Source organism: uncultured Sphingomonas sp. (assembly GCF_902806265.1).
In the GTDB taxonomy this organism is placed as follows: Bacteria; Pseudomonadota; Alphaproteobacteria; order Sphingomonadales; family Sphingomonadaceae; genus Sphingomicrobium.
Genome location: NZ_CADCVZ010000001.1, coordinates 1 through 17,817 on the forward strand (window position 1 = coordinate 1; position 17,817 = coordinate 17,817).

Genomic DNA, 17,817 nt, shown 5'->3' on the forward strand with positions numbered 1-17,817 from the left:
TCGGCGCGGGGCTGTTGGAGCCAACTGGCGAGCTCGTCGGCGAGCTCTTGCGTTTGGTGGAACAGCCGGTGTTCGTCCGTTGCCGTCTCATCTTCATCGCCGACATAGTCGATCGCAGCTTCCGCCATCGCCGAAAGCTCGATGAGCTGCATGCGCCAGCGCTCAGCTGAGTGCCGCAGCCCGCCGGACGCAATCGCGAGCGCCGCTTTCCGCTGACTTTCCGTCTCTGCTTCGAGCAGGTCGGCCAGTCCTTCTGCTTCGGTCAGGTCAATACGGCCGTTCTCAAGTGCCCGGCGGGTGAACTCACCCGGCTGCGCTTCCCGGAGCCCATCCAACTCGCGCAGGGCCAGGAGCACGGCGCCGACCACCGCGCGGCCACCATGGCAATGGAACTCGACCAGATCCTCGCCCGTCGAAGTGGCCGGTCCATCGAAGCGCAGCAGCAACGCTCGGTCGAGTTCGACGCCAGCTCCATCACGCAGGGTGCGGAGGCAAGCCGTACGCGGTTCGGGCAAACCGCCGGCGAGGAGCCTAGCAGACCGGCGTGCAAGAGGGCCGCTGACCCGGATGATTGCGATGGCGGCCGGTGGGCGGCCACTCGAAAGCGCGTAGATCGTGTCGGATCCGCTCACCGGCGGGCTGCCTCAGGCGATTTCCTCAAGCAAGCAGGCGACCCACGCCAACCTGCGGATCGACCCAGCCGTCGTAGATCATCTTCATCGCCACCCATAGGATTACGACCAGACCGATATAAGCGATCCAGCGGTAGCGCTCGATGTAGCGGGCGATGACGTTGGCCGCGAGGCCCATCAACGCAACCGCGAACACTAAGCCGACTATGAGGATGCCGGGGTGTTCGCGAGCCGCACCGGCGACCGCCAGCACATTGTCCAGGCTCATGCTGACATCCGCCACTGCGACGGCCCAGGCGGCTCCGGCGAAGCTCTTCGCTGGTCGCAAGCCCGAACTCTCGTCGCCTGCAACTTCGGGCGAACCGTGGCTCTCCCCGCCGGCGTGCCGAAGCTCGCGCCACATCCGCCACGCCACCCACAGAAGTAGCAGACCACCCACCAAGATGAGCCCGATGATTTGCAGCAATTGCGTGACGATCAGCGCGAAGCCGATGCGCAGGACCAGTGCCGCGAGGACGCCGATCAGGATGACCTTCTTGCGCTGCTCGGCTGGCAAACCCGCAGCAAGGGCGCCCACGACAATCGCATTGTCGCCGGCCAGCACCAGATCGATCATGAGCACCTGGAGAAAGGCGGCGAAGGCGCCCGGCTCGTTGATGTTGGAGAAGTCCTTGACAATCGACGCCCAGATCTCGGCCGGGCCGCCGAAATCCATCGGCGCAGCGTTGACGGAGGCGACGGCGCTTAGCAGCAAATCGAGCAAAGGAACTTACCCCGTAGGCGGTTGGAACTAGGAAGCAGTTGGAAAGCCAAGAGGCGGGTTCGAGTTCCCGGGCCCCTGCCCCGTAACCAGACTACTGGTTCATCGATGCGAAGAAGTCTTCGTTCGACTTGGCGTCCTTCATCTTGTCCAGCAGGAACTGCATCGCGTCGACCGTGCCCATCTGCATCAGAATGCGGCGGAGCACCCACATCTTGGACAAGGTGCCCTGTTCGACCAGCAGCTCTTCCTTACGGGTGCCGCTCTTGCCGACGTCCAGCGCGGGAAAGATGCGTTTGTCCGCGACCTTGCGATCGAGCACGATCTCCGAATTGCCGGTGCCTTTGAATTCTTCGAAGATGACCTCGTCCATCTTGGAGCCGGTGTCGATCAGCGCGGTGGCGATGATGGACAGCGAGCCGCCTTCCTCGATGTTGCGGGCAGCGCCGAAGAAGCGCTTGGGCCGCTGCAGGGCGTTGGCGTCGACGCCGCCGGTCAACACCTTGCCCGAGCTCGGCACTACCGTGTTGTAGGCGCGGCCAAGACGCGTGATGGAATCGAGCAGGATCACCACATCCTTCTTGTGCTCAACCAAGCGCTTGGCCTTTTCGATCACCATCTCAGCCACTTGCACGTGGCGCGATGCGGGCTCGTCGAAGGTCGAGCTGATCACCTCGCCGTTGACCGAGCGCTGCATGTCGGTGACTTCCTCCGGCCGCTCGTCGATCAGTAGCACAATCAGGAACACTTCGGGATGGTTGTCGGTGATCGCCTTGGCGATGTTCTGCAGCAGCACGGTCTTGCCGGTCCGCGGCGGCGCGACGATCAGCGCGCGCTGGCCCTTGCCTTGAGGCGAGACGATGTCGATGACCCGCGCGCTCTTGTCCTTGACCGTCGGGTCGAGCGTGTCGAGCCGCAGCTTGGCGTCGGGGTAAAGCGGGGTCAGATTGTCGAAGTTCACGCGGTGGCGGACCACCTCAGGATTGTCGAAGTTGATCCCGGTGACCCGCGTCAGGGCGAAATAGCGCTCGCCATCCTTGGGGCCGCGGATCTCGCCTTCTACCGTGTCGCCGGTGCGCAGGCCAAAGCGGCGGACCAGCTGAGGCGCGACGTAGATGTCGTCAGGACCGGCAAGATAATTTGCTTCGGGCGAGCGAAGAAAGCCGAAGCCGTCGTTTAGCACCTCGATGGTGCCCGCGCCCATTATTTCCGCCCCGCTCTCGGCCCGGACCTTGAGGATCGAAAACATCAGATCCTGCTTGCGCAGGGTGGACGCGCCCTCCACCCCCATCTCCTCAGCCTGTGCGACAAGCTCGGCCGGGGTTTTCTGCTTCAGGTCCTTGAGGTGCATGGGTGAACTCTATGCTGGCTGGTGTTCGGCGTGGGGAGAGCCGGTGACTCGACCGCAACAGGAAGGCAGTCACACCGGCGGGGGAACAGGGCACAGTCGATCGCGACTGCGTGACACGAGGTTATGGCCAGCGCCCTAGGCTGTCAACATGGTTGGGCTGCGCCGCGACTGCAAGGTCAGAACGGTTTGACGATCACCAGCACCACGATCACGGCCGTCGCAATCCCCGGAATTTCGTTCATGATCCTGAGCGTGCGGTTCTCCAGCGGCCGCGCCCCTTTGGCGAGCTTGCGGCCGTACGCCGACATCCAGCCTTGATAGCCGGTCAGCAGGACCACCAACGCCAGCTTGGCGTGGAACCAGCCTTGCGCGAAGGCATCGATGTTGAGCGCCAGGGCGAGCCCCAGCACCCATACGATCAGCATCGCCGGCCCCAGGATGATCGATCGGGCGCGGCCTTCCCGTTCGATCCAGGCACGGTCCTCGGCCGAGCCGGGAGCGGTGGCATGGTGGTAGACGTAAAAGCGCGGCAGCAGAAACAGCCCGGCGATCCAGAAGATTACAAAAGTCAGGTGGGCCGCCTTCACCCACAGGTAGGCGCTACCCATGAAGCCGACATATTGATCAAGCCCGGTCACAGCGGCTTCCCTAGCAGCCGCAGCAGGGTTTCAACATGGGCGATCGGCGTGGTTTGCTGGATGCCATGGCCCAGATTGAAGATGTGCGGCCGCCCGGCAAGCGCATCGCAGATGTTCCGGATCGCATTCTTCAGCGGCTCGCCTCCAGCGATCAGGGAGAGCGGGTCGAGGTTACCTTGAACCGGCAGGCTGTCGGGCAGGACCGAATGGGCCCAGGCCGGATCCACTGTCTCGTCCAGGCCTAACGCGTCCACACCGGTTTCGCGGGCGTAAGCGGCAAGCTTGCCTCCCGCGCCCTTGGGGAAGCCGATGATCTTGAGCTGAGGCCGCTCGGCTCGCAGCCGCTCTACTAGCCGCGCGGTCGGGGCGATCACCCATCGCTCGAACTCGCGCGGAGCAAGACTGCCGGCCCAGCTGTCGAACAGCTGCACTGCATCAACCCCGGCATCGACCTGCCCGAGCAGGTAGGTGAGCGTCGTGTTCTCGATCGCCTCGACGATCGCGGCGAAGCGGCCCGGATCGCGATAGGCCAGCTGGCGGGCATCGGCCTGTTCGCGGCTGCCCTCGCCGGCGACCATGTAGGTGGCGACCGTCCATGGGCTGCCCGCGAAGCCGAGAAAGGTAGTGGAAGGCGCAAGCTCGGCCTTCACTCGCCGCACAGTCTCATAGATGGGCTGCAGGCGATCCATGCGCGGCTGGAAGTCCCCGAGCGATGCATCGGTGAGCGGCGGCGCAAGCCGCGGGCCCTCGCCGGCCACGAAGCTCAGCTCCTGCCCGAGGGCATGGGGCACGATCAGGATGTCCGAGAACAGGATCGCTGCGTCGAGCGGGAAGCGGCGCAGCGGCTGCAGCGTGATCTCGGCAGCCGATGGCGGATCATAGACCATGTCCAGGAACCCGCCCTTGTCCGCCCGCAAGGCGCGATACTCAGGCAGGTAGCGGCCGGCCTGCCGCATCATCCACACCGGCGGCGGGTCCCGCCGCTCGCCTCCGAGAACGGCGAGGAGCGGCTTGTCGACCGATTGATCGAGGGGCTTGGGGTCCACCCTTTTCTTCTCTTTCTTATAGATTCTTAAAAAGGATGATGAAGTTAGATGGGCGGCGGGAGGTGGGGAATAAGGCCGCCTCCCGAACTTGCCAACAGGCAGGTGCAGCCAACTCGGCTTGGGCTCCGGCGAGTCGGGTCGAGGCGCTCCCGCTATTCACAGGCTGGGGATCACTGCCGGCGGCAGTGGACAGAATGCCGGATGACCCTTGCGCTGGCAGGGGCGATCACGAAGTTTGGACCGTACCCAGCTCGGCGCTAGGGGAAGCCACCGGCTTTTCCACAGGAACATGTATGGACCTGCTACTTGCTTCAACCTCCCCGATCCGGGGGACGCTACTGGCCAACGCCGGCGTACCCTATAGTGCGGTGCGGCCGGAAGTGGACGAGGCCGCGGTGAAAGCGGGGTTCGCCGGAAGCGATGCCGGTCTGGCGACCGCGCTGGCGGGAGCCAAGGCCCTGAGCGTCAGCCGCAGCCGGCCGGACGCGCTGGTAATCGGTAGCGATAGCATCGTTTCGGTCGAGGGCCGCCGCTTCAGCAAGCCCGGCGGCCGCGGGCAAGCTGCCGAGCACCTCCGCTTCTTCTCCGGCCGGAGCATGCAGCTCACCAGCGCGGTGGCTCTGACCTGCGGCGAAACAGTGGAGTGGCGGCACGCGGCTGAAGCCCGGCTGCAAGTGCGGCCGCTCACCGACAGCTTTATCGAAGCCTACCTCGACGCCGACTGGCCGGAGGTCAGCTACTGCGTCGGCGTGTTCCGGCTGGAAGGACCCGGCGTTCAGCTGTTCTCGGCGATCGAGGGCGATCATTTTACCATCCTGGGCCTGCCGCTGCTGCCGCTGCTCGGCGCCCTGCGAGAACGCGGCATGCTGGCGGCATGATGTCGCCGACACCCTATGCCGAGGTGATCGGCGACCCCATTGCGCACAGCAAGTCGCCGCTGATCCACGGCTTCTGGCTCGGCAAGCTTGGCCTTGAGGGAGCTTACCGCGCGACGAGGGTCACCACGGACGAGCTGCACCTTTACCTTGCTGAACGCCGACGCGACCCTAGTTGGCGCGGCTGCAACGTCACCATGCCGCTCAAGCGGGCAGTCGTTCCTTACGCTGGACGCCTCAGCGACGACACGTCGGTGCTCGGCGCGGCCAACCTCCTCCTGCCGGACGGCCAAGGCGTTCTGCGCGCGGAGAACAGCGATGTCCGGGGCGTGGCGGAGCCGCTATCACGATTGCCGCGAGCCGATTACCCCGGCCATGTCGCGACCTACGTCCAGATCATCGGCTCGGGAGGCGCGGCCTTCGCTGCCGGTCTTGGGGCGGCTCGGGCCGGCTTTGGTGACTTCGACGTCTTCTGCCGCTCGCGGGAACAGGGCCTTACTTTAGCCGGTCTGATCGGAACGCCCTTCGGCGAGTGCCAATCTATTGATGCCCTGGGCCCGATCCGCAATCCGGATAGCGGCCCAGAGGACCAGCGCTACTCCCACGTGATCATCAACGCGACGCCGCTGGGCATGGCAGGCCAACCCGAGGTTCCGGTCGACCTGTCGAGCTACTACCCCGATACGATCGTGTTCGAGATGGTGTACCACCCGCTGGAAACCGGCCTAGTTAAACAGGCGCGCGCCTTGGGGTTGCGGGTGATCGACGGAGTGGACATGCTCGTTGCGCAGGGCGCACGCGCATTCGAGGCGTTCTACGGCCATTCTGCACCGCGCGAGCATGACGCTGAGCTCCGGCGGCTTCTCATCCAATGATCACTCTCGCGCTCACCGGCTCGATCGGCATGGGCAAGTCCACAGTGGCGCGAATATTCGCTGATCTCGGAGTCCCCGTGTTCGATGCCGACGCTGTGGTGCGGATGCTGCAGGGACCTGGCGGGCGGCTGGTGGCTCCGATTGAGCAACGGTTTCCAGGCACGACCCGCCACGGCAGCGTCGACCGGGAGGCGCTCAGCACAGCGGTGCTCGGGTCGCGGCAAGAGCTGGTGGAGCTCGAGGCCATCGTGCACCCCGCGGTACAAGCCGAGCGCGCCCACTTCATCGCGGAACATGGCGGTGCGCCGGCGCTGCTGTTCGACACTCCCTTGTTGTTTGAAACCGGCGGCGAGAACGCCTTCGACCATGTTCTGGTGGTCAGCGCTCCCGCTGCGCTGCAGCGGCAGAGGGTGCTGCAACGGCCCGGGATGACCGCAGCCAAGCTCGACGCCATCCTGGCGCGACAGATGCCTGACGAGGAGAAGCGCAGCCGCGCCGACTTCGTCATCGACACCTCCGGCAGCCTGGCCCAAACCGAGACGCAGGTGCGTGCCATCCTGGCTGGACTAGGCCTCGCGACAAGCGCATGACGCCATTCATGCGCGAGATCGTGTTCGATACGGAGACCACCGGCACCAACCCTGCCGGGGGCGACCGGATCGTGGAAATCGGCTGTGTCGAGTTGGTCAACCGGGTCGAGACCGGGCGAACCTTTCACGCCTACTTCAACCCGCAGCGCGCCATGCCACCCGAAGCGGAAGCGGTGCACGGCCTGTCGAGCATCTTCCTGTCGGACAAGCCCCTGTTCGACGACCGTGCGGCCGAGCTGATCGACTTCATCGCCGACGCGCCGCTGATCGCCCACAACGCCGGCTTCGATTTCGGCTTCCTCAACGCCGAGCTCGCTCGCTGCAGCCGCGACCCCGTGTGCCTCAGCCGCATGGTCTGCACCCTGGTGATGGCTCGGAGCAAGCATCCGGGTGCCAAGCACAGCCTCGACGCGCTGTGCAGCCGCTTCGGCGTGGACCGCAGCCAACGGGTTAAGCACGGTGCTTTGCTCGACGCGCAGCTGCTTGCCCAGGTTTATGTCGAGCTGACGGGCGGTCGCCAGATCGGCCTTGGGCTGATGACCGAGATCGCCCCACAAAGCGGAGAGCGCTTCGGCTACGCTCCGGCGCAGCGCCCGATCCGCCCGCCGCGGCCGCATTCTGCGTCGCTTGAAGAACGGCAACGGCATGCCCAGTTCCTCCGGGCGATAACCGACCCGTTGTGGGCCAGGCTCGCCGTGCCCGAAGGGCGGACCGCGACTTGCTGAATGGGGCTGGCCATGGTCGGTACAGGGAGGATCGCGCACGTGGATGTTCGGGTTTCCGGCCACCAAGTCGAGACGGGCGGCGCCCTGCAGGAGCATGTTGCGACGCGGGTCACGGGCTTGGCAGAACGCTATTTCTCCCGCGCGATCGGAGCGAATGTGACGTTCGGCAAGGGGCCGCACGATCACGGCTTCACCTGCGACATCGTCGCGCCCGTTGCCCATGGCATGGTGCTCAAGGCCAGCACCAGGGCGCCCGACGCGCACATCGCATTTGATGCGGCGGCCGACAAGATCGAACGGCAGCTCCGCCGCTATGTTGGCCGCTTGCGCGAGCACAAGGGCGCTAGCGAGGTCTCGCCAAGCATGAACGAGAACGCGGCTTACACCGTCTTCGCCGCACCCGCGGACGAGCCTGAGGTCGCCGACTACCCGCCGATCGTCGCGGAAACGCGCGTCGACATCCCGGAGGCGAGTGTCGGCGATGCGGTCATGATGATGGACCTGCGGAACACCACCGCGCTGATGTTCCGCAACAGCGCGACGGGCACTTATAACATGGTTTATCGCCGCGAGGACGGGACGGTCGGATGGGTGGAGCCTAAAGCGGCCTGAAGCTCGCCTCTCTTTACTTGCGCAAGCTCCGGGGCGGGCTTGCCGGACAGAATGCGCATCTATGCTATTGCATGATTTCATCGACCTGGAAGCGATCAAGCCGAACCTGCCGGCCACCAACAAGCGTGGCGTGTTCCAGATCTTGGGGCAGATGGCAGGGCAACGGCTAGGGGTCGCGACCGGCGCGGTAGTCGCGGCGATCACTGACCGGGAACGGCTGGGCTCGACCGGGTTCGGCAACGGCGTAGCCATCCCGCACGGCAAACTTCCCGGCTTGGCGCGCATCTACTGCAGCGTCGCGCGGCTGTCGGAGGCGATCGAATACAAGGCGATTGACGGGCACCCGGTCGATCTCATCTTCTTCATGCTTTCGCCGCCCGATGCCGGCGCAGATCACCTCAAGGCATTGGCGGCGATCAGCCGGGCGGCGCGCCACGCGCCGACGCTAGAGAAATTGCGTGGTGCCCGCTCGCGCGATGCGCTGGCGGCGGTTCTGATAGGCGTGGATGAGCGCGACGCAGCCTGACCGACTTGCCCCGGGGCTCGAGGTCGCATCGTTCCTGCGGCTTGCCGAAGCGCACGGCGGCTTCGGGATGGTTCTGCACAAGGGGGACGAAAGTCGCGGCTCTCTCCTGCTGGTGATTCTGGAACGCGGCCGGCAAACCAGCTTGCTGGAGCGAAGCCTTGGCGCCGATGGAGTGTACGATTGGACGGTAACCGGCCCGCGTGAGATCGATTCGGCGCTCGCAACACAATATGTTGCGCGACGCAGCCACTCCGACCCGGATTGTTGGGTGATTGAACTGGATATCCCACACAGCGAACGATTCATCGCTGAAACGATCGGGACGACTTGATCATCAGCGAAATTGCGGTGAACGGAGGAACCATATTCAGCGGGTGCTTCCGTGAGCGGCAATTCTAGCCGTTGCGGTGAGTGGCGCGAGACGGGGGAAAAGCCAAGCTGCGTGAGCGAACCATCGCTCGGTCCTGCGCATCCTTGCGGCTGCTCCACCGCACTTGATCGGTTCTTGAATGCTGCATCGTTTCGCCGTGCTGATTGCCGGGATCGCGCTTACCGCCGGTTCGGTTGCTCCCGCCCAGGTTGCTCCGGTCTCCGTCCAAACCTCGGTGCCCAGCACGGCCCTTGACGATGTGCCTTCACCGGCAACGCCGCCTATTACGCCCTCTCCCGACGCCGCTTCCATTACCGAACCGGCCATGGTCGAGCTCAAGCCGGCCATTCAACCTGCCGCTTCGCTCGCCGAGAAAGTGGCGGAAATGCGCGGCAGCGACGCCGGCAGCCGTGAACTGGAATGCCTGGCGGCCGGCGTCTATTTCGAGGCCAAGAGCGAGCCGCTGGCCGGTCAGCTTGCTGTCGGCCAAGTCATTGCCAACCGCGCCAACAGCAGGGGCCGCTTCCCTTCATCCTACTGCGGCGTGCTGTTTCAACGCGGCCAGTTCAGCTTCGTTCGGGGCGACCGCTGGCCGGCCGTGAACAAGTCGGGGGCGCAGTGGAAGAATGCTGTGGCGATCGCCCGCATCGTCGACGCCGACCTGCACGACAGCAGCATTGGCCGGGCGCTTTTCTTTCACGCCCGCCGCGTGTCGCCCGGCTGGCGCCTGACCCGGGTGGCCAGCGTTGGCAACCACGTCTTCTACCGCTAGTTTTCGTCCCCTCTTTGTTCTAATGCTCGGGCGTGAGTAGCGCGCCCGAGCCCCTTCTCGATCCTGGCTGCTTTGCCGATGCGTCTCCGGTCGCAGCGGAGGTGGCGCGCGGGGTCACCCGGCTGTTCTTTCGCCAGGACTTATTCTCCATCTGCGAAGTGCCGCTGCCGAATGGGCGCCGCGCCGACATGATGGCGATCGACCCGAAAGGGTGCCTGACCATTGTCGAGATCAAGGTCAGCCGTGCCGACCTGGCGGGCGATGCCAAGTGGACCGACTACCTCGAGTTTTGCGACCGCTTCTTCTGGGCGGTCCCGCCCGCCTTGGCCGGCTTGCTGGATGCGGACCGTTACCTGCCGGGCGATGTCGGGATCATCGTTGCCGACCGCTACGATGCCGCCGTCTCCCGCGTCGCGCCGCAGCGGCCGCTCGCCCCCGCGAGGCGGAAGGCGGAGCTACTGCGCTTTGCGCGCCGGGCCGCGCGCCGCCTGTCCGCCCACATCGATCCCACGCTGGGTTTCGGGAACTAGGCCCTAGAGCTTGGGACCGGCGACGCCGGACGCCTTGGCCGGCTTGACCGTCTCCAAGAGCTTCAACAGGTCCGGGTTGCGGCGATCTTCGTTGGCATAGTCGCGCGCGCTGCGGCCGGTGGCATTGTCCTTGCGGTCCGCGTCGGCGCCTGCCTCCAGCAGCCGCTTGACCACGGGCGGGTGCCGCTGCTGCACGGCGATGATCAACGGGGTCTCGCCGGCACGATTCGCGAGGTCGACCCGGGCTCGGCTACGCAGCAGCCGGTCAACCGCGTCGGCGTCGCCGATGCGTGCCGCCACGATCAACGGGGTGTCGCCGGACTTGGCCTGAATGTTAGCGTCCGCACCCTTGCCCAGGAGGTAGCCCAGGTAAGTCTGGTCGCGCCGCGCGGCGACGATATGCAGCGCCGCCTCGCCGCGGTCGTTGCGGAAATTGATCACGGTGGAGCCGTCCGCTCCAAGCAGCTCTTCGACCTTGGCGCCGTCACGGTCGCGGACCGCTTGAAGGAAACTGAGGCCGGCCGGGGTATATTGCGCGAGCGCCGTCGATGCGCTTGCCACCAGCATTGCCCCGACCACCAAGCACTTGGTAAGCTTGTGCATTCCTGCCCCGTCCTGCCGTTCACCCTTGACCGCCGGGCGCTTACCAGACCACAGCTGCCATGACCATGAACAGCGACGATCCCTGGTGGCACAAGCCTTTGGCGGAGCTCGATCGGGGGCAGTGGGAAGCGTTGTGCGATGGCTGCGGCCGCTGCTGCCTGCATAAGCTGGAGGACGAGGACACGGGCGAGCTGTTCCCGACCAACGTCGCCTGCAAGCTGCTCGACCGGAGGAGCGGCCTGTGCAGCGATTACGCGAACCGCCGCAAGCACGTCAGCGACTGCGTGCAGCTGGCGGTGGGCAAGCTGGACGCCCTAGAATGGCTGCCGTCCACCTGCGCCTACAAGCTGCGCGGGGAAGGGCAGCCGCTTCCCTCCTGGCACTATCTGGTGAGCGGCAGCCGTGAAACTGTGCATGAGGCCGGCATGTCGACCCGTGGCTGGACTGTCAGCGAAGTGGATGCAGGCCAGCTAGAGTTTCATCTTGTCGACCGGGACCTTTGAGGTTCCAGGATTGCCGCTGCCGGTCGCGGTCCGGCGGCTGGCGAACGCCCGGCGGCTGCGGCTCAGGATCGATCATGATCGCCAGCTGCTTCGGCTGACGCTGCCGACGCGGGGCTCTGCTAGGGCCGCGCTGCGTTGGGCCGGCGAGCAGCGAGCGTGGGTGGAGCAGCAGCTTGCGGCAGAGCCCGGCTCAATCCCTTATGTGGACGGTGCAACCATCCCATTCCGCGGCGAGCCGCTGACCATCTGCTGGCACGAAGGCGCCCGCCGCGGTGTCCAGCGTGTGGGCGCGAAGCTCCAGGTCGGGGGCCCACACCCGAGTCTTGCTCGCTCAATCGAACGCTGGCTGCTCGCCGCAGCGCGGGAGGAGCTCAGCGCCGAGACTGCGCGGATCGCTGCTCTCGCTGGAGTATCTGTGCGTTCGGTGGCGACCGGCGACGCCGCGACTCGCTGGGGGAGCTGCTCATCAGCGGGCGTCATCCGCTACAGCTGGCGGCTGATCCTGGCCCCCCCGGAGGTCCTCCGCTTCGTAGTGGCGCACGAGGTCGCCCACCGCCTGCACATGGACCATTCGCTGGCCTTCAAGGGGGCGGAGCAACGGCTGTTCGGCGGTTCGGTCAGCGACGCGCGGCGGTTACTCCGAGAACTCGGGCCGGCTCTGCGCAGGGTCGGTCGGGGGGGCTGAAGGCACCTTCCGCGGGTCGCGGGGCGGCTGGGGCGCGGGGGGCGGAGGGACGCCACGGTAGAGGCGGTCGATCTCCGTTTCTTCTTCTAGCAGCTGGCGATAAGGTTCGGGCGGCTGACCGGCTTGTGGAAGCGGCTGCGATTGCGGATCGACCGGCTGCACCTCCAGCGGATTGCCATAAGCATCGACCAACGGCTCGCCGCCGCCCGCTTCGTTGCCCCACAGCTGCTCCTCTGGCTCCAGCTGCCAGTCGGGCATCGGTACGGCGGTCTCGAATTGCTCCACCGGACGACTGGCGACTGCGGACACCATGAAGTCGTGGAACGCCTTGGCGGGAGCGGTGCCGCCCTGAAGGCCGGCGATCGGACGAGCGTTGTCGCGGCCCATCCACACGCCTGCGGTGATCCCGGACGAGAAGCCGATGAACCAGCCGTCCTTGTTGGATGAGGTGGTCCCGGTCTTGCCGGCGACCGGCCGCCCGATTTGCGCCGACCGGCCGGTGCCCGACAGCACGGCGGTCTGCAGCAGGTCGGTCATCTCCGCCGCTACCCAGGGCGCCACCAGCACGCGGGCGTCGCTTTCCTCATGGCGGTACAGCATGCGGCCGTCCGCGGTGGCGACGCGGGTGATACCATAGGGCATGACCCCGACCCCGCGATTGGCCACGGCGGCATAGGCGCGGGTCATGTCGATTAGGCGCACGTCCGCGGTGCCCAGCACCATCGAAGGGTTGGTCGAGATGTTTCCGGTGATCCCGAAGCGGTGCGCCATGTCGGCGATGGTGGAGAAGCCCAGCTCGGCGCCGATCTTGGCGCTGATGGTGTTGATCGAGCGGGCGAACGCCTCGCGCAGGGTGACCGGGCCCAGGTGTGTCCGGGTCGAGTTGCGTGGCCGCCAGCCTTCGATGGTGACCGGCTCATCGACCAGGGTGGTGGTCGGCTTCATCCCGCTTTCGAGCGCCGCCAGATATACGAACAGCTTGAATGCCGAACCTGGCTGCCGCTGCGCCTGGGTCGCGCGGTTATAGAGCGAGCTGACGTAGTCGCGGCCGCCGATCATCGCTCGTACCGCTCCGTCTCGGTCGAGCGCCACCAGCGCGCCCTGTGCGGCGCGCGGCGTGTTGGCGTTGATCGCGCGGTCGGCGGCGCCCTGCATGCGGGTGTCCAAGGTCGTCCATACGTCGATCGGCTCGGACGTCTCGTCGATCAGTGTGTCGAGCTGCGGCAGCGCCCAATCGGTGAAGTAACGGATGCTGTTCTGCTTCTCGGTCGGTTGCACCATGATCCGTGCGGGGTCGACGTTCTGCGCGGCGCTACGCGAGATGAAGCCGTTCTCGACCATGGTCTGCAGCACCACTCCGGCGCGCCCCCGGGCGGCCTCCACGTCGGCGGTTGGCGAGTAGTTGGACGGCGCCTTGACCAGTCCGGCGATAACCGTCGCTTCGCCCAGGCTCATGGAGGTGGCGTCGTGTCCGAAGAATGTCCGCGACGCGGCGTCGATGCCGTAGGCGCCGCCGCCAAAGTACACTCGGTTGAGATATAGCTCGAGGATCTGGTCCTTGCTGAACTTGCGCTCGAGCGCGAGCGCCAGGATGCCTTCCTTAACTTTGCGCCCGAAGGTCCGGCTGTTAGTCAGGAAGATGTTACGGGCGAGCTGCTGCGTGATGGTGGAACCGCCCTGGGTCCAGCGACCCGTGTCCAGCCGCACCTTGAACGAGCGTGCGATGCCGATCGGATCAACGCCGATGTGTCCACGAAAGCGCTTGTCTTCCACGGCGATCATGGCGCTGCGCATCGCCGGCGGGATGTCCCCGTACGGGATCCACTTGCCGAAGCTGGGGCCAAGCGACACCAGCAGCTTGCCGTCGGCGCCGCGCACCCGGATCATCTGGCCGAGGTCGTTACGCTGGACGAGTTCGCCGTAGCTCGGCAGCTGCGTCGTCGCCACACCGACCGACACTGCAAGCGCGATCAGCCCGGCGAGGAAGGCGTACAGCCCCCACCAGAACAGCCGGGTCAGCACCGAACGCTTCGGCGTGGCGGGGAGCGGCGCTGCGGAAGGTCTGCGGGGCGGAGCGGCCATCGGTACCGATGGCTTACGGACTCAGCAGGAACCCCGCAAGGTCGGCTTAGGAACGCCCGTCCTTCGGCTCGAACTCAAGGCTTGCCGAATTGACGCAGTAGCGCAGACCGTTGGGACCCGGACCATCGGGGAACACGTGCCCGAGGTGACCTTCGCACGTGGCGCAGCGGACCTCCACCCGGCGCATGCCGTGGCTGTCGTCCGCGATCTCCTCGACCGCCTCGCCCGCCACGGGAGCGGTGAAGCTCGGCCAGCCGCTGCCGCTTTCAAATTTGGTGTCGCTCGGGAACAAGGGCGCGCCGCAGCCCGCACAGCGGTACTCGCCCGCCGCCTTGTTGCCGAGCAGCTCGCCCGTCCACGGCGCCTCGGTGCCCGCTTGGCGGAGGATGCGATAGCGATCCTCGCCCAGCTTCGCGCGCCACTCCGCTTCGTTTGTCGGCATGTTCGCCATGATCAACTCCTTGTGCCGTTCCATGTGGGAAGGCCGCCGTGGAGAGGGAAGGGTCGTGCATCTTCTTGTAAACTGACGGGTTGTTGCTCTCGTGAGCCAGATCCGTCTTCCCGAGGCCAGTGCCCGCGAGGTGCTGCTTGTTCGCGCCATTGAAAGCGAGGATCCGGAGGGCGCCGTGCTGACCCGCGAGGACCGGCAGTTCGCGACGGGCGCAGCGCTCAGCGAACGCGGGCTAGGCGAGCGGGACGATCCGCGCGAGACCGCCCGTTTTCTCCACCGCCGCTCCGAACTGGCGCTCGAACGTATGCTCAGCCGCTTCCCAGCCTTGCGCCGCGCTTGCGGCCTGTCGCGCTGGCCGCCGTGGCTGAACTGGGCGGTTCCGCTGCTGGCCTTGGCGGTCGGACTCGTCAGTCACCGGCTCGACGGTGATCGCCTCAACATCCTTGCTTTTCCCCTGCTCGGTATGCTGGCCTGGAACCTCCTGGTCTATGCCTGGCTGCTGGTCGGGAAGATCCGGCGTGCGCTCGGCCGGCGGACGGAGATGAGCGGACATCCGCTGTTGCAGTTGCTGGAGCGGTTTGGAGGCCCTGCCGCCACCCGCCTTGCCGCTCAGCCGACGCTGGAGCGCGGGGTGGCGCGCTTCGTGCGCGATTGGGGCCGGGCAGCCGGAGCGCTGACCCGCTACCGGGCGAGCCGCACGCTCCACCTGGGCGCGGCGCTGTTCGCGGTGGGCGTGATCGCCGGCTTGCTGATCCGTGCCCGCTACACCGCCGAGTACCGCGCGGGCTGGGCCGGAACCTGGGCGGGGGCGGAAGGGGAGGTTGCGGGCTTTCTCCAGCTCGTCCTCGGCCCGGCGAGCTGGCTGACCGGGATCGCCCTGCCGGACGTCGAACGGCTGCGCGCCCTGCGCGGCGGCGGGGAGAATGCCGGCGATTGGCTGATCCTGTGGGCGGTCACCGCAACCTTGTTCGTGATCGGCCCGCGGCTGCTGCTCGCCGCCTGGAACGCAGGCAAGGCTGCCGTTCTGAAGCGGCGGGTGCCGGTTCCGGGTGCCGAGGACTTCTACGTACGCTCCCTGCTCCGCAATGCGCTTGGCCGCCCTGGCGTCGCCCGAGTTGTCCCGTACGGCTTCGAACCCTCGCCCGCGGCTCGCGAGCGGCTTGGCCGGCTGCTCGGAGCTGCGTTGGGCGAGAAGGTCCGGGTCGAGGTGGACGACCCCGTTCCCTATGGCGCCGAGGACCGCTGGCTAGCGTCCGAAGGCAGGGACCTCGGCCGTGCCGACCAGTTGGTACTGCTGTTCGCCATGGCCTCGACCCCCGAAGCGGAAAACCACGGTGCGTTCGCGCGCGGCGTGCGCGACGCGCTGGTCGGCGGCGGTACCGGCCTCACCTTGCTGATCGACGACAGCAGCTTCCGCGAACGGCTGCGTGGGCAGGCCTCGGCTTCGCGGCGGCTGGACGATCGCGCGTCCGCCTGGCGGGGAGTGCTGGCGCCGGTCGGCACCGCGCCGGTGCTGCTCGGGCTCGAGCTCGGCGAGGACGAGGTCAGCGCCCGGACGCTGGAGAAGGCATTGATGCGCTCACCGGTACCGGCATGAGCGACGAACCGCCCCGCACCGTCAACCTTAGCCTGATCAGCCACACCAATGCTGGCAAGACCACCCTGGTGCGGACGCTGCTCGGCCGCGATGTGGGCGAGGTGCGTGATGCGGCGCACGTGACCGAGGTGGCAACCGGATATGTCATGCTGCAGGCGGACGCCGACACGCTGATGCTGTGGGACACGCCAGGCTTCGGCGACACCGCTCGGCTGGTCAGCCGCCTGCGGATCAGCGGCAATCCGATTGGCTGGCTGCTGACCCAAGTCTGGGACCGCTTCCGAGACCGGCCCTTGTGGTCGTCGCAGCAGGCCGTGCGCAACGCCCGCGATGAAGCGGACGTCATCCTCTACCTCGTCAATGCCAGCGAGGACCCGGCCGGCGCTGCCTATGTTCCGCTGGAGATGGAGGTGCTGGCCTGGGTGGGCAAGCCGGTCATGCTCCTGCTCAACCAGACCGGCCCGCCGGGCGAGCAGTCGCGCAGCGATGAGGACCGCTGGGGCCGCCATCTTGCCCATCTCGAACTGGTGCGCGACACCATGACCATGGACGCCTTTGCCCGCTGCTGGGTGCAGGAAGGCGAATTGCTGAAGCGCATCGATCCGCTGCTTCCGCCGGACAAGCGTCCGGCGATGCCCGCGCTGGCAGCGGCCTGGGCGGAGCGCAACCTCGAGCGCTTCCACCGCTCCATGCACGTGTTGTCCGAGCAGCTGGCGGGCGCGGCGACTGCGCGCGAGGACATCCCCGACCGCAACATCGGCGACCGAATCCGCGGCGCGATCCTCAACCCCGCAGGCGGCGACAACTCGCCCGAAGCGCAGCGCGCGATGGGCCGGCTGGCCGAGCGGCTTGACGCTGACATCCGCCGCTCGACGGACGAGCTGATCGCCCTCCATGGCCTCAGTGGCAAGGCGGCGCGTGAGGTGCTCAAGCGGTTGAAGCGCGACTACACCGAGTCCGCTCCGGCCCGCGAGGGCGTGGCCACCGTGCTCGGCGGCCTCATCTCGGGGGCGGCCGGCGGGCTTGCGGCCGATCTCGCCGCCGGCGGACTGACGCTGGGCGCCGGCATGTTGGTCGGGTCGGTTCTCGGCGCGTTCGGGGCCAAGACCGCCGCGCGCGGCTACAACATGGCGCGCGGCGAGGAGACCAACGCCGTGCGCTGGTCGGAGGAGTTCCTGGCCGGGCTGACCCGCTCGGCCCTGCTGCGCTATCTGGCGGTGGCGCACTTCGGCCGTGGCCGTGGCGAGTGGGAAGAGGGCGAGCACCCCACCCACTGGCAGGCTGCGGTAGAAAAGGCGGTAGCCAGCGAGCAGTCAGCGCTTCGGTCCGCCTGGGACCGCGCCAAGGACGGGCTTGAGGCTGTTGCCGACGCGCTGCAGCCGGTGCTGGCCCATGCGGCCAAGCGGCTGCTGGTCGGGCTGTACCCCGAGGCAGAGGAAATCTTCGCGGCGGATCGGCATGAGCCTAGACGGCTCCGTCACTCCCGCGAGGGCGGGAACCCAGCTGCTGCGCTTACGTCCCGCGTGTCGACGGCGGCGGATGCGCTGCCGCCTCCGCGGGAGTGATCTGAGCAAAGCTGGCTGGGCCCCGCAGC

General features: G+C 66.8%; 20 protein-coding genes and 1 pseudogene. 13 read left to right on the top strand and 8 right to left on the bottom strand.

All coding sequences use genetic code 11. From position 1 onward, the window contains the following. From QZX62_RS00005 to hemE, 5 genes and pseudogenes are all read right to left on the bottom strand, one after another. Positions 1-632 (bottom strand): annotated as a pseudogene (locus QZX62_RS00005) (tRNA uridine-5-carboxymethylaminomethyl(34) synthesis GTPase MnmE); the annotation flags it as partial. 25 nt (positions 633-657) lie between these two features. Further along, positions 658-1,347, bottom strand: a complete 690-nt coding sequence (locus QZX62_RS00010) for a YjbE family putative metal transport protein (RefSeq protein WP_294171421.1) — start codon at positions 1,345-1,347, stop codon at positions 658-660. Between the two features lie 139 nt (positions 1,348-1,486). Beyond that, a complete protein-coding gene (gene rho, locus QZX62_RS00015; RefSeq protein WP_294171266.1) occupies positions 1,487-2,743 on the bottom strand; it encodes a transcription termination factor Rho in 1,257 nt (418 codons plus the stop codon). A 176-nt stretch (positions 2,744-2,919) separates the two neighbouring features. Continuing rightward, positions 2,920-3,351, bottom strand: coding sequence for a CopD family protein (locus QZX62_RS00020; RefSeq protein WP_294171423.1), 432 nt, complete (start codon positions 3,349-3,351; stop codon positions 2,920-2,922). 26 nt (positions 3,352-3,377) lie between these two features. Beyond that, positions 3,378-4,427: a uroporphyrinogen decarboxylase gene (gene hemE, locus QZX62_RS00025; protein ID WP_294171267.1), complete on the bottom strand. Its 1,050-nt coding sequence runs from the start codon at positions 4,425-4,427 to the stop codon at positions 3,378-3,380. Positions 4,428-4,720: 293 nt separating this feature from the next. On the opposite strand from hemE, the gene QZX62_RS00030 reads away from it, so the two are divergent. The 9 genes from QZX62_RS00030 (at position 4,721) to QZX62_RS00070 (ending at position 10,302) form a co-directional block, all read left to right on the top strand. Beyond that, positions 4,721-5,305 carry a Maf family protein gene (locus QZX62_RS00030; RefSeq protein ID WP_294171268.1) on the top strand — a complete coding sequence of 195 codons (585 nt, stop codon included), beginning with the start codon at positions 4,721-4,723 and terminating at the stop codon, positions 5,303-5,305. Beyond that, positions 5,302-6,177 (top strand): shikimate dehydrogenase, encoded by an 876-nt coding sequence (locus QZX62_RS00035; protein WP_294171269.1) that lies wholly within the window; start codon positions 5,302-5,304, stop codon positions 6,175-6,177. The genes QZX62_RS00030 and QZX62_RS00035 overlap by 4 nt, the downstream gene beginning before the upstream one ends. Continuing rightward, positions 6,174-6,767, top strand: a complete 594-nt coding sequence (gene coaE, locus QZX62_RS00040) for a dephospho-CoA kinase (protein WP_294171270.1) — start codon at positions 6,174-6,176, stop codon at positions 6,765-6,767. The genes QZX62_RS00035 and coaE overlap by 4 nt, the downstream gene beginning before the upstream one ends. Before the next feature lie 8 nt (positions 6,768-6,775). Continuing rightward, complete coding sequence (dnaQ, locus tag QZX62_RS00045) at positions 6,776-7,492, top strand: DNA polymerase III subunit epsilon (RefSeq protein WP_294171424.1); 717 nt, start codon at positions 6,776-6,778, stop codon at positions 7,490-7,492. Positions 7,493-7,531: 39 nt separating this feature from the next. Then, entirely contained in the window at positions 7,532-8,104 is a 573-nt protein-coding gene (gene raiA, locus QZX62_RS00050; RefSeq protein WP_294171271.1) for a ribosome-associated translation inhibitor RaiA, read from the top strand. 61 nt (positions 8,105-8,165) lie between these two features. Continuing rightward, positions 8,166-8,630, top strand: coding sequence for a PTS sugar transporter subunit IIA (locus QZX62_RS00055; RefSeq protein WP_294171272.1), 465 nt, complete (start codon positions 8,166-8,168; stop codon positions 8,628-8,630). Further along, positions 8,611-8,961: a DUF1491 family protein gene (locus QZX62_RS00060; protein ID WP_294171273.1), complete on the top strand. Its 351-nt coding sequence runs from the start codon at positions 8,611-8,613 to the stop codon at positions 8,959-8,961. Before QZX62_RS00055 ends, QZX62_RS00060 begins: the two co-directional genes overlap by 20 nt. Positions 8,962-9,139: 178 nt before the next feature. Further along, positions 9,140-9,772 (top strand): cell wall hydrolase, encoded by a 633-nt coding sequence (locus tag QZX62_RS00065; protein WP_294171274.1) that lies wholly within the window; start codon positions 9,140-9,142, stop codon positions 9,770-9,772. A 32-nt stretch (positions 9,773-9,804) separates the two neighbouring features. Then, positions 9,805-10,302: an MmcB family DNA repair protein gene (locus QZX62_RS00070; protein WP_294171275.1), complete on the top strand. Its 498-nt coding sequence runs from the start codon at positions 9,805-9,807 to the stop codon at positions 10,300-10,302. 3 nt (positions 10,303-10,305) lie between these two features. Here QZX62_RS00070 and QZX62_RS00075 read toward each other — a convergent pair whose 3' ends face one another. Continuing rightward, positions 10,306-10,905, bottom strand: coding sequence for an ankyrin repeat domain-containing protein (locus QZX62_RS00075; protein ID WP_294171276.1), 600 nt, complete (start codon positions 10,903-10,905; stop codon positions 10,306-10,308). Between the two features lie 65 nt (positions 10,906-10,970). On the opposite strand from QZX62_RS00075, the gene QZX62_RS00080 reads away from it, so the two are divergent. Beyond that, entirely contained in the window at positions 10,971-11,408 is a 438-nt protein-coding gene (locus QZX62_RS00080; protein ID WP_294171425.1) for a YcgN family cysteine cluster protein, read from the top strand. Beyond that, positions 11,389-12,093 carry a SprT family zinc-dependent metalloprotease gene (locus QZX62_RS00085; RefSeq protein WP_294171277.1) on the top strand — a complete coding sequence of 235 codons (705 nt, stop codon included), beginning with the start codon at positions 11,389-11,391 and terminating at the stop codon, positions 12,091-12,093. The genes QZX62_RS00080 and QZX62_RS00085 overlap by 20 nt, the downstream gene beginning before the upstream one ends. Here the strand turns inward: QZX62_RS00085 and QZX62_RS00090 are convergent. Next, on the bottom strand, positions 12,043-14,175 hold the full coding sequence (locus QZX62_RS00090; protein ID WP_294171278.1) for a transglycosylase domain-containing protein: 2,133 nt from the start codon (positions 14,173-14,175) through the stop codon (positions 12,043-12,045). The genes QZX62_RS00085 and QZX62_RS00090 overlap by 51 nt on opposite strands. A 46-nt stretch (positions 14,176-14,221) precedes the next feature. Then, positions 14,222-14,626: a peptide-methionine (R)-S-oxide reductase MsrB gene (gene msrB / locus QZX62_RS00095; RefSeq protein WP_294171279.1), complete on the bottom strand. Its 405-nt coding sequence runs from the start codon at positions 14,624-14,626 to the stop codon at positions 14,222-14,224. 91 nt (positions 14,627-14,717) lie between these two features. Here msrB and QZX62_RS00100 point away from each other — a divergent pair, with 91 nt between their 5' ends. Further along, a complete protein-coding gene (locus QZX62_RS00100; RefSeq protein ID WP_294171280.1) occupies positions 14,718-16,223 on the top strand; it encodes a hypothetical protein in 1,506 nt (501 codons plus the stop codon). After that, positions 16,220-17,788, top strand: a complete 1,569-nt coding sequence (locus QZX62_RS00105) for a DUF3482 domain-containing protein (RefSeq protein WP_294171281.1) — start codon at positions 16,220-16,222, stop codon at positions 17,786-17,788. Before QZX62_RS00100 ends, QZX62_RS00105 begins: the two co-directional genes overlap by 4 nt. The last annotated feature ends 29 nt before the right edge of the window (positions 17,789-17,817 follow it).

Excerpts from the sequence above, each read along its gene's own strand:
- QZX62_RS00010 (WP_294171421.1), bottom strand. The coding sequence starts at position 1,347 with ATGGATTTCGGCGGCCCGGCCGAGATCTGGGCGTCGATTGTCAAGGAC.
- rho (WP_294171266.1), bottom strand. The coding sequence starts at position 2,743 with ATGCACCTCAAGGACCTGAAGCAGAAAACCCCGGCCGAGCTTGTCGCA.
- QZX62_RS00020 (WP_294171423.1), bottom strand. The coding sequence starts at position 3,351 with ATGGGTAGCGCCTACCTGTGGGTGAAGGCGGCCCACCTGACTTTTGTA.
- QZX62_RS00030 (WP_294171268.1), top strand. The coding sequence starts at position 4,721 with ATGGACCTGCTACTTGCTTCAACCTCCCCGATCCGGGGGACGCTACTG.
- QZX62_RS00035 (WP_294171269.1), top strand. The coding sequence starts at position 5,302 with ATGATGTCGCCGACACCCTATGCCGAGGTGATCGGCGACCCCATTGCG.
- coaE (WP_294171270.1), top strand. The coding sequence starts at position 6,174 with ATGATCACTCTCGCGCTCACCGGCTCGATCGGCATGGGCAAGTCCACA.
- dnaQ (WP_294171424.1), top strand. The coding sequence starts at position 6,776 with ATGCGCGAGATCGTGTTCGATACGGAGACCACCGGCACCAACCCTGCC.
- QZX62_RS00055 (WP_294171272.1), top strand. The coding sequence starts at position 8,166 with ATGCTATTGCATGATTTCATCGACCTGGAAGCGATCAAGCCGAACCTG.
- QZX62_RS00060 (WP_294171273.1), top strand. The coding sequence starts at position 8,611 with ATGAGCGCGACGCAGCCTGACCGACTTGCCCCGGGGCTCGAGGTCGCA.
- QZX62_RS00065 (WP_294171274.1), top strand. The coding sequence starts at position 9,140 with ATGCTGCATCGTTTCGCCGTGCTGATTGCCGGGATCGCGCTTACCGCC.
- QZX62_RS00075 (WP_294171276.1), bottom strand. The coding sequence starts at position 10,905 with ATGCACAAGCTTACCAAGTGCTTGGTGGTCGGGGCAATGCTGGTGGCA.
- QZX62_RS00080 (WP_294171425.1), top strand. The coding sequence starts at position 10,971 with ATGAACAGCGACGATCCCTGGTGGCACAAGCCTTTGGCGGAGCTCGAT.
- QZX62_RS00090 (WP_294171278.1), bottom strand. The coding sequence starts at position 14,175 with ATGGCCGCTCCGCCCCGCAGACCTTCCGCAGCGCCGCTCCCCGCCACG.
- msrB (WP_294171279.1), bottom strand. The coding sequence starts at position 14,626 with ATGGCGAACATGCCGACAAACGAAGCGGAGTGGCGCGCGAAGCTGGGC.
- QZX62_RS00105 (WP_294171281.1), top strand. The coding sequence starts at position 16,220 with ATGAGCGACGAACCGCCCCGCACCGTCAACCTTAGCCTGATCAGCCAC.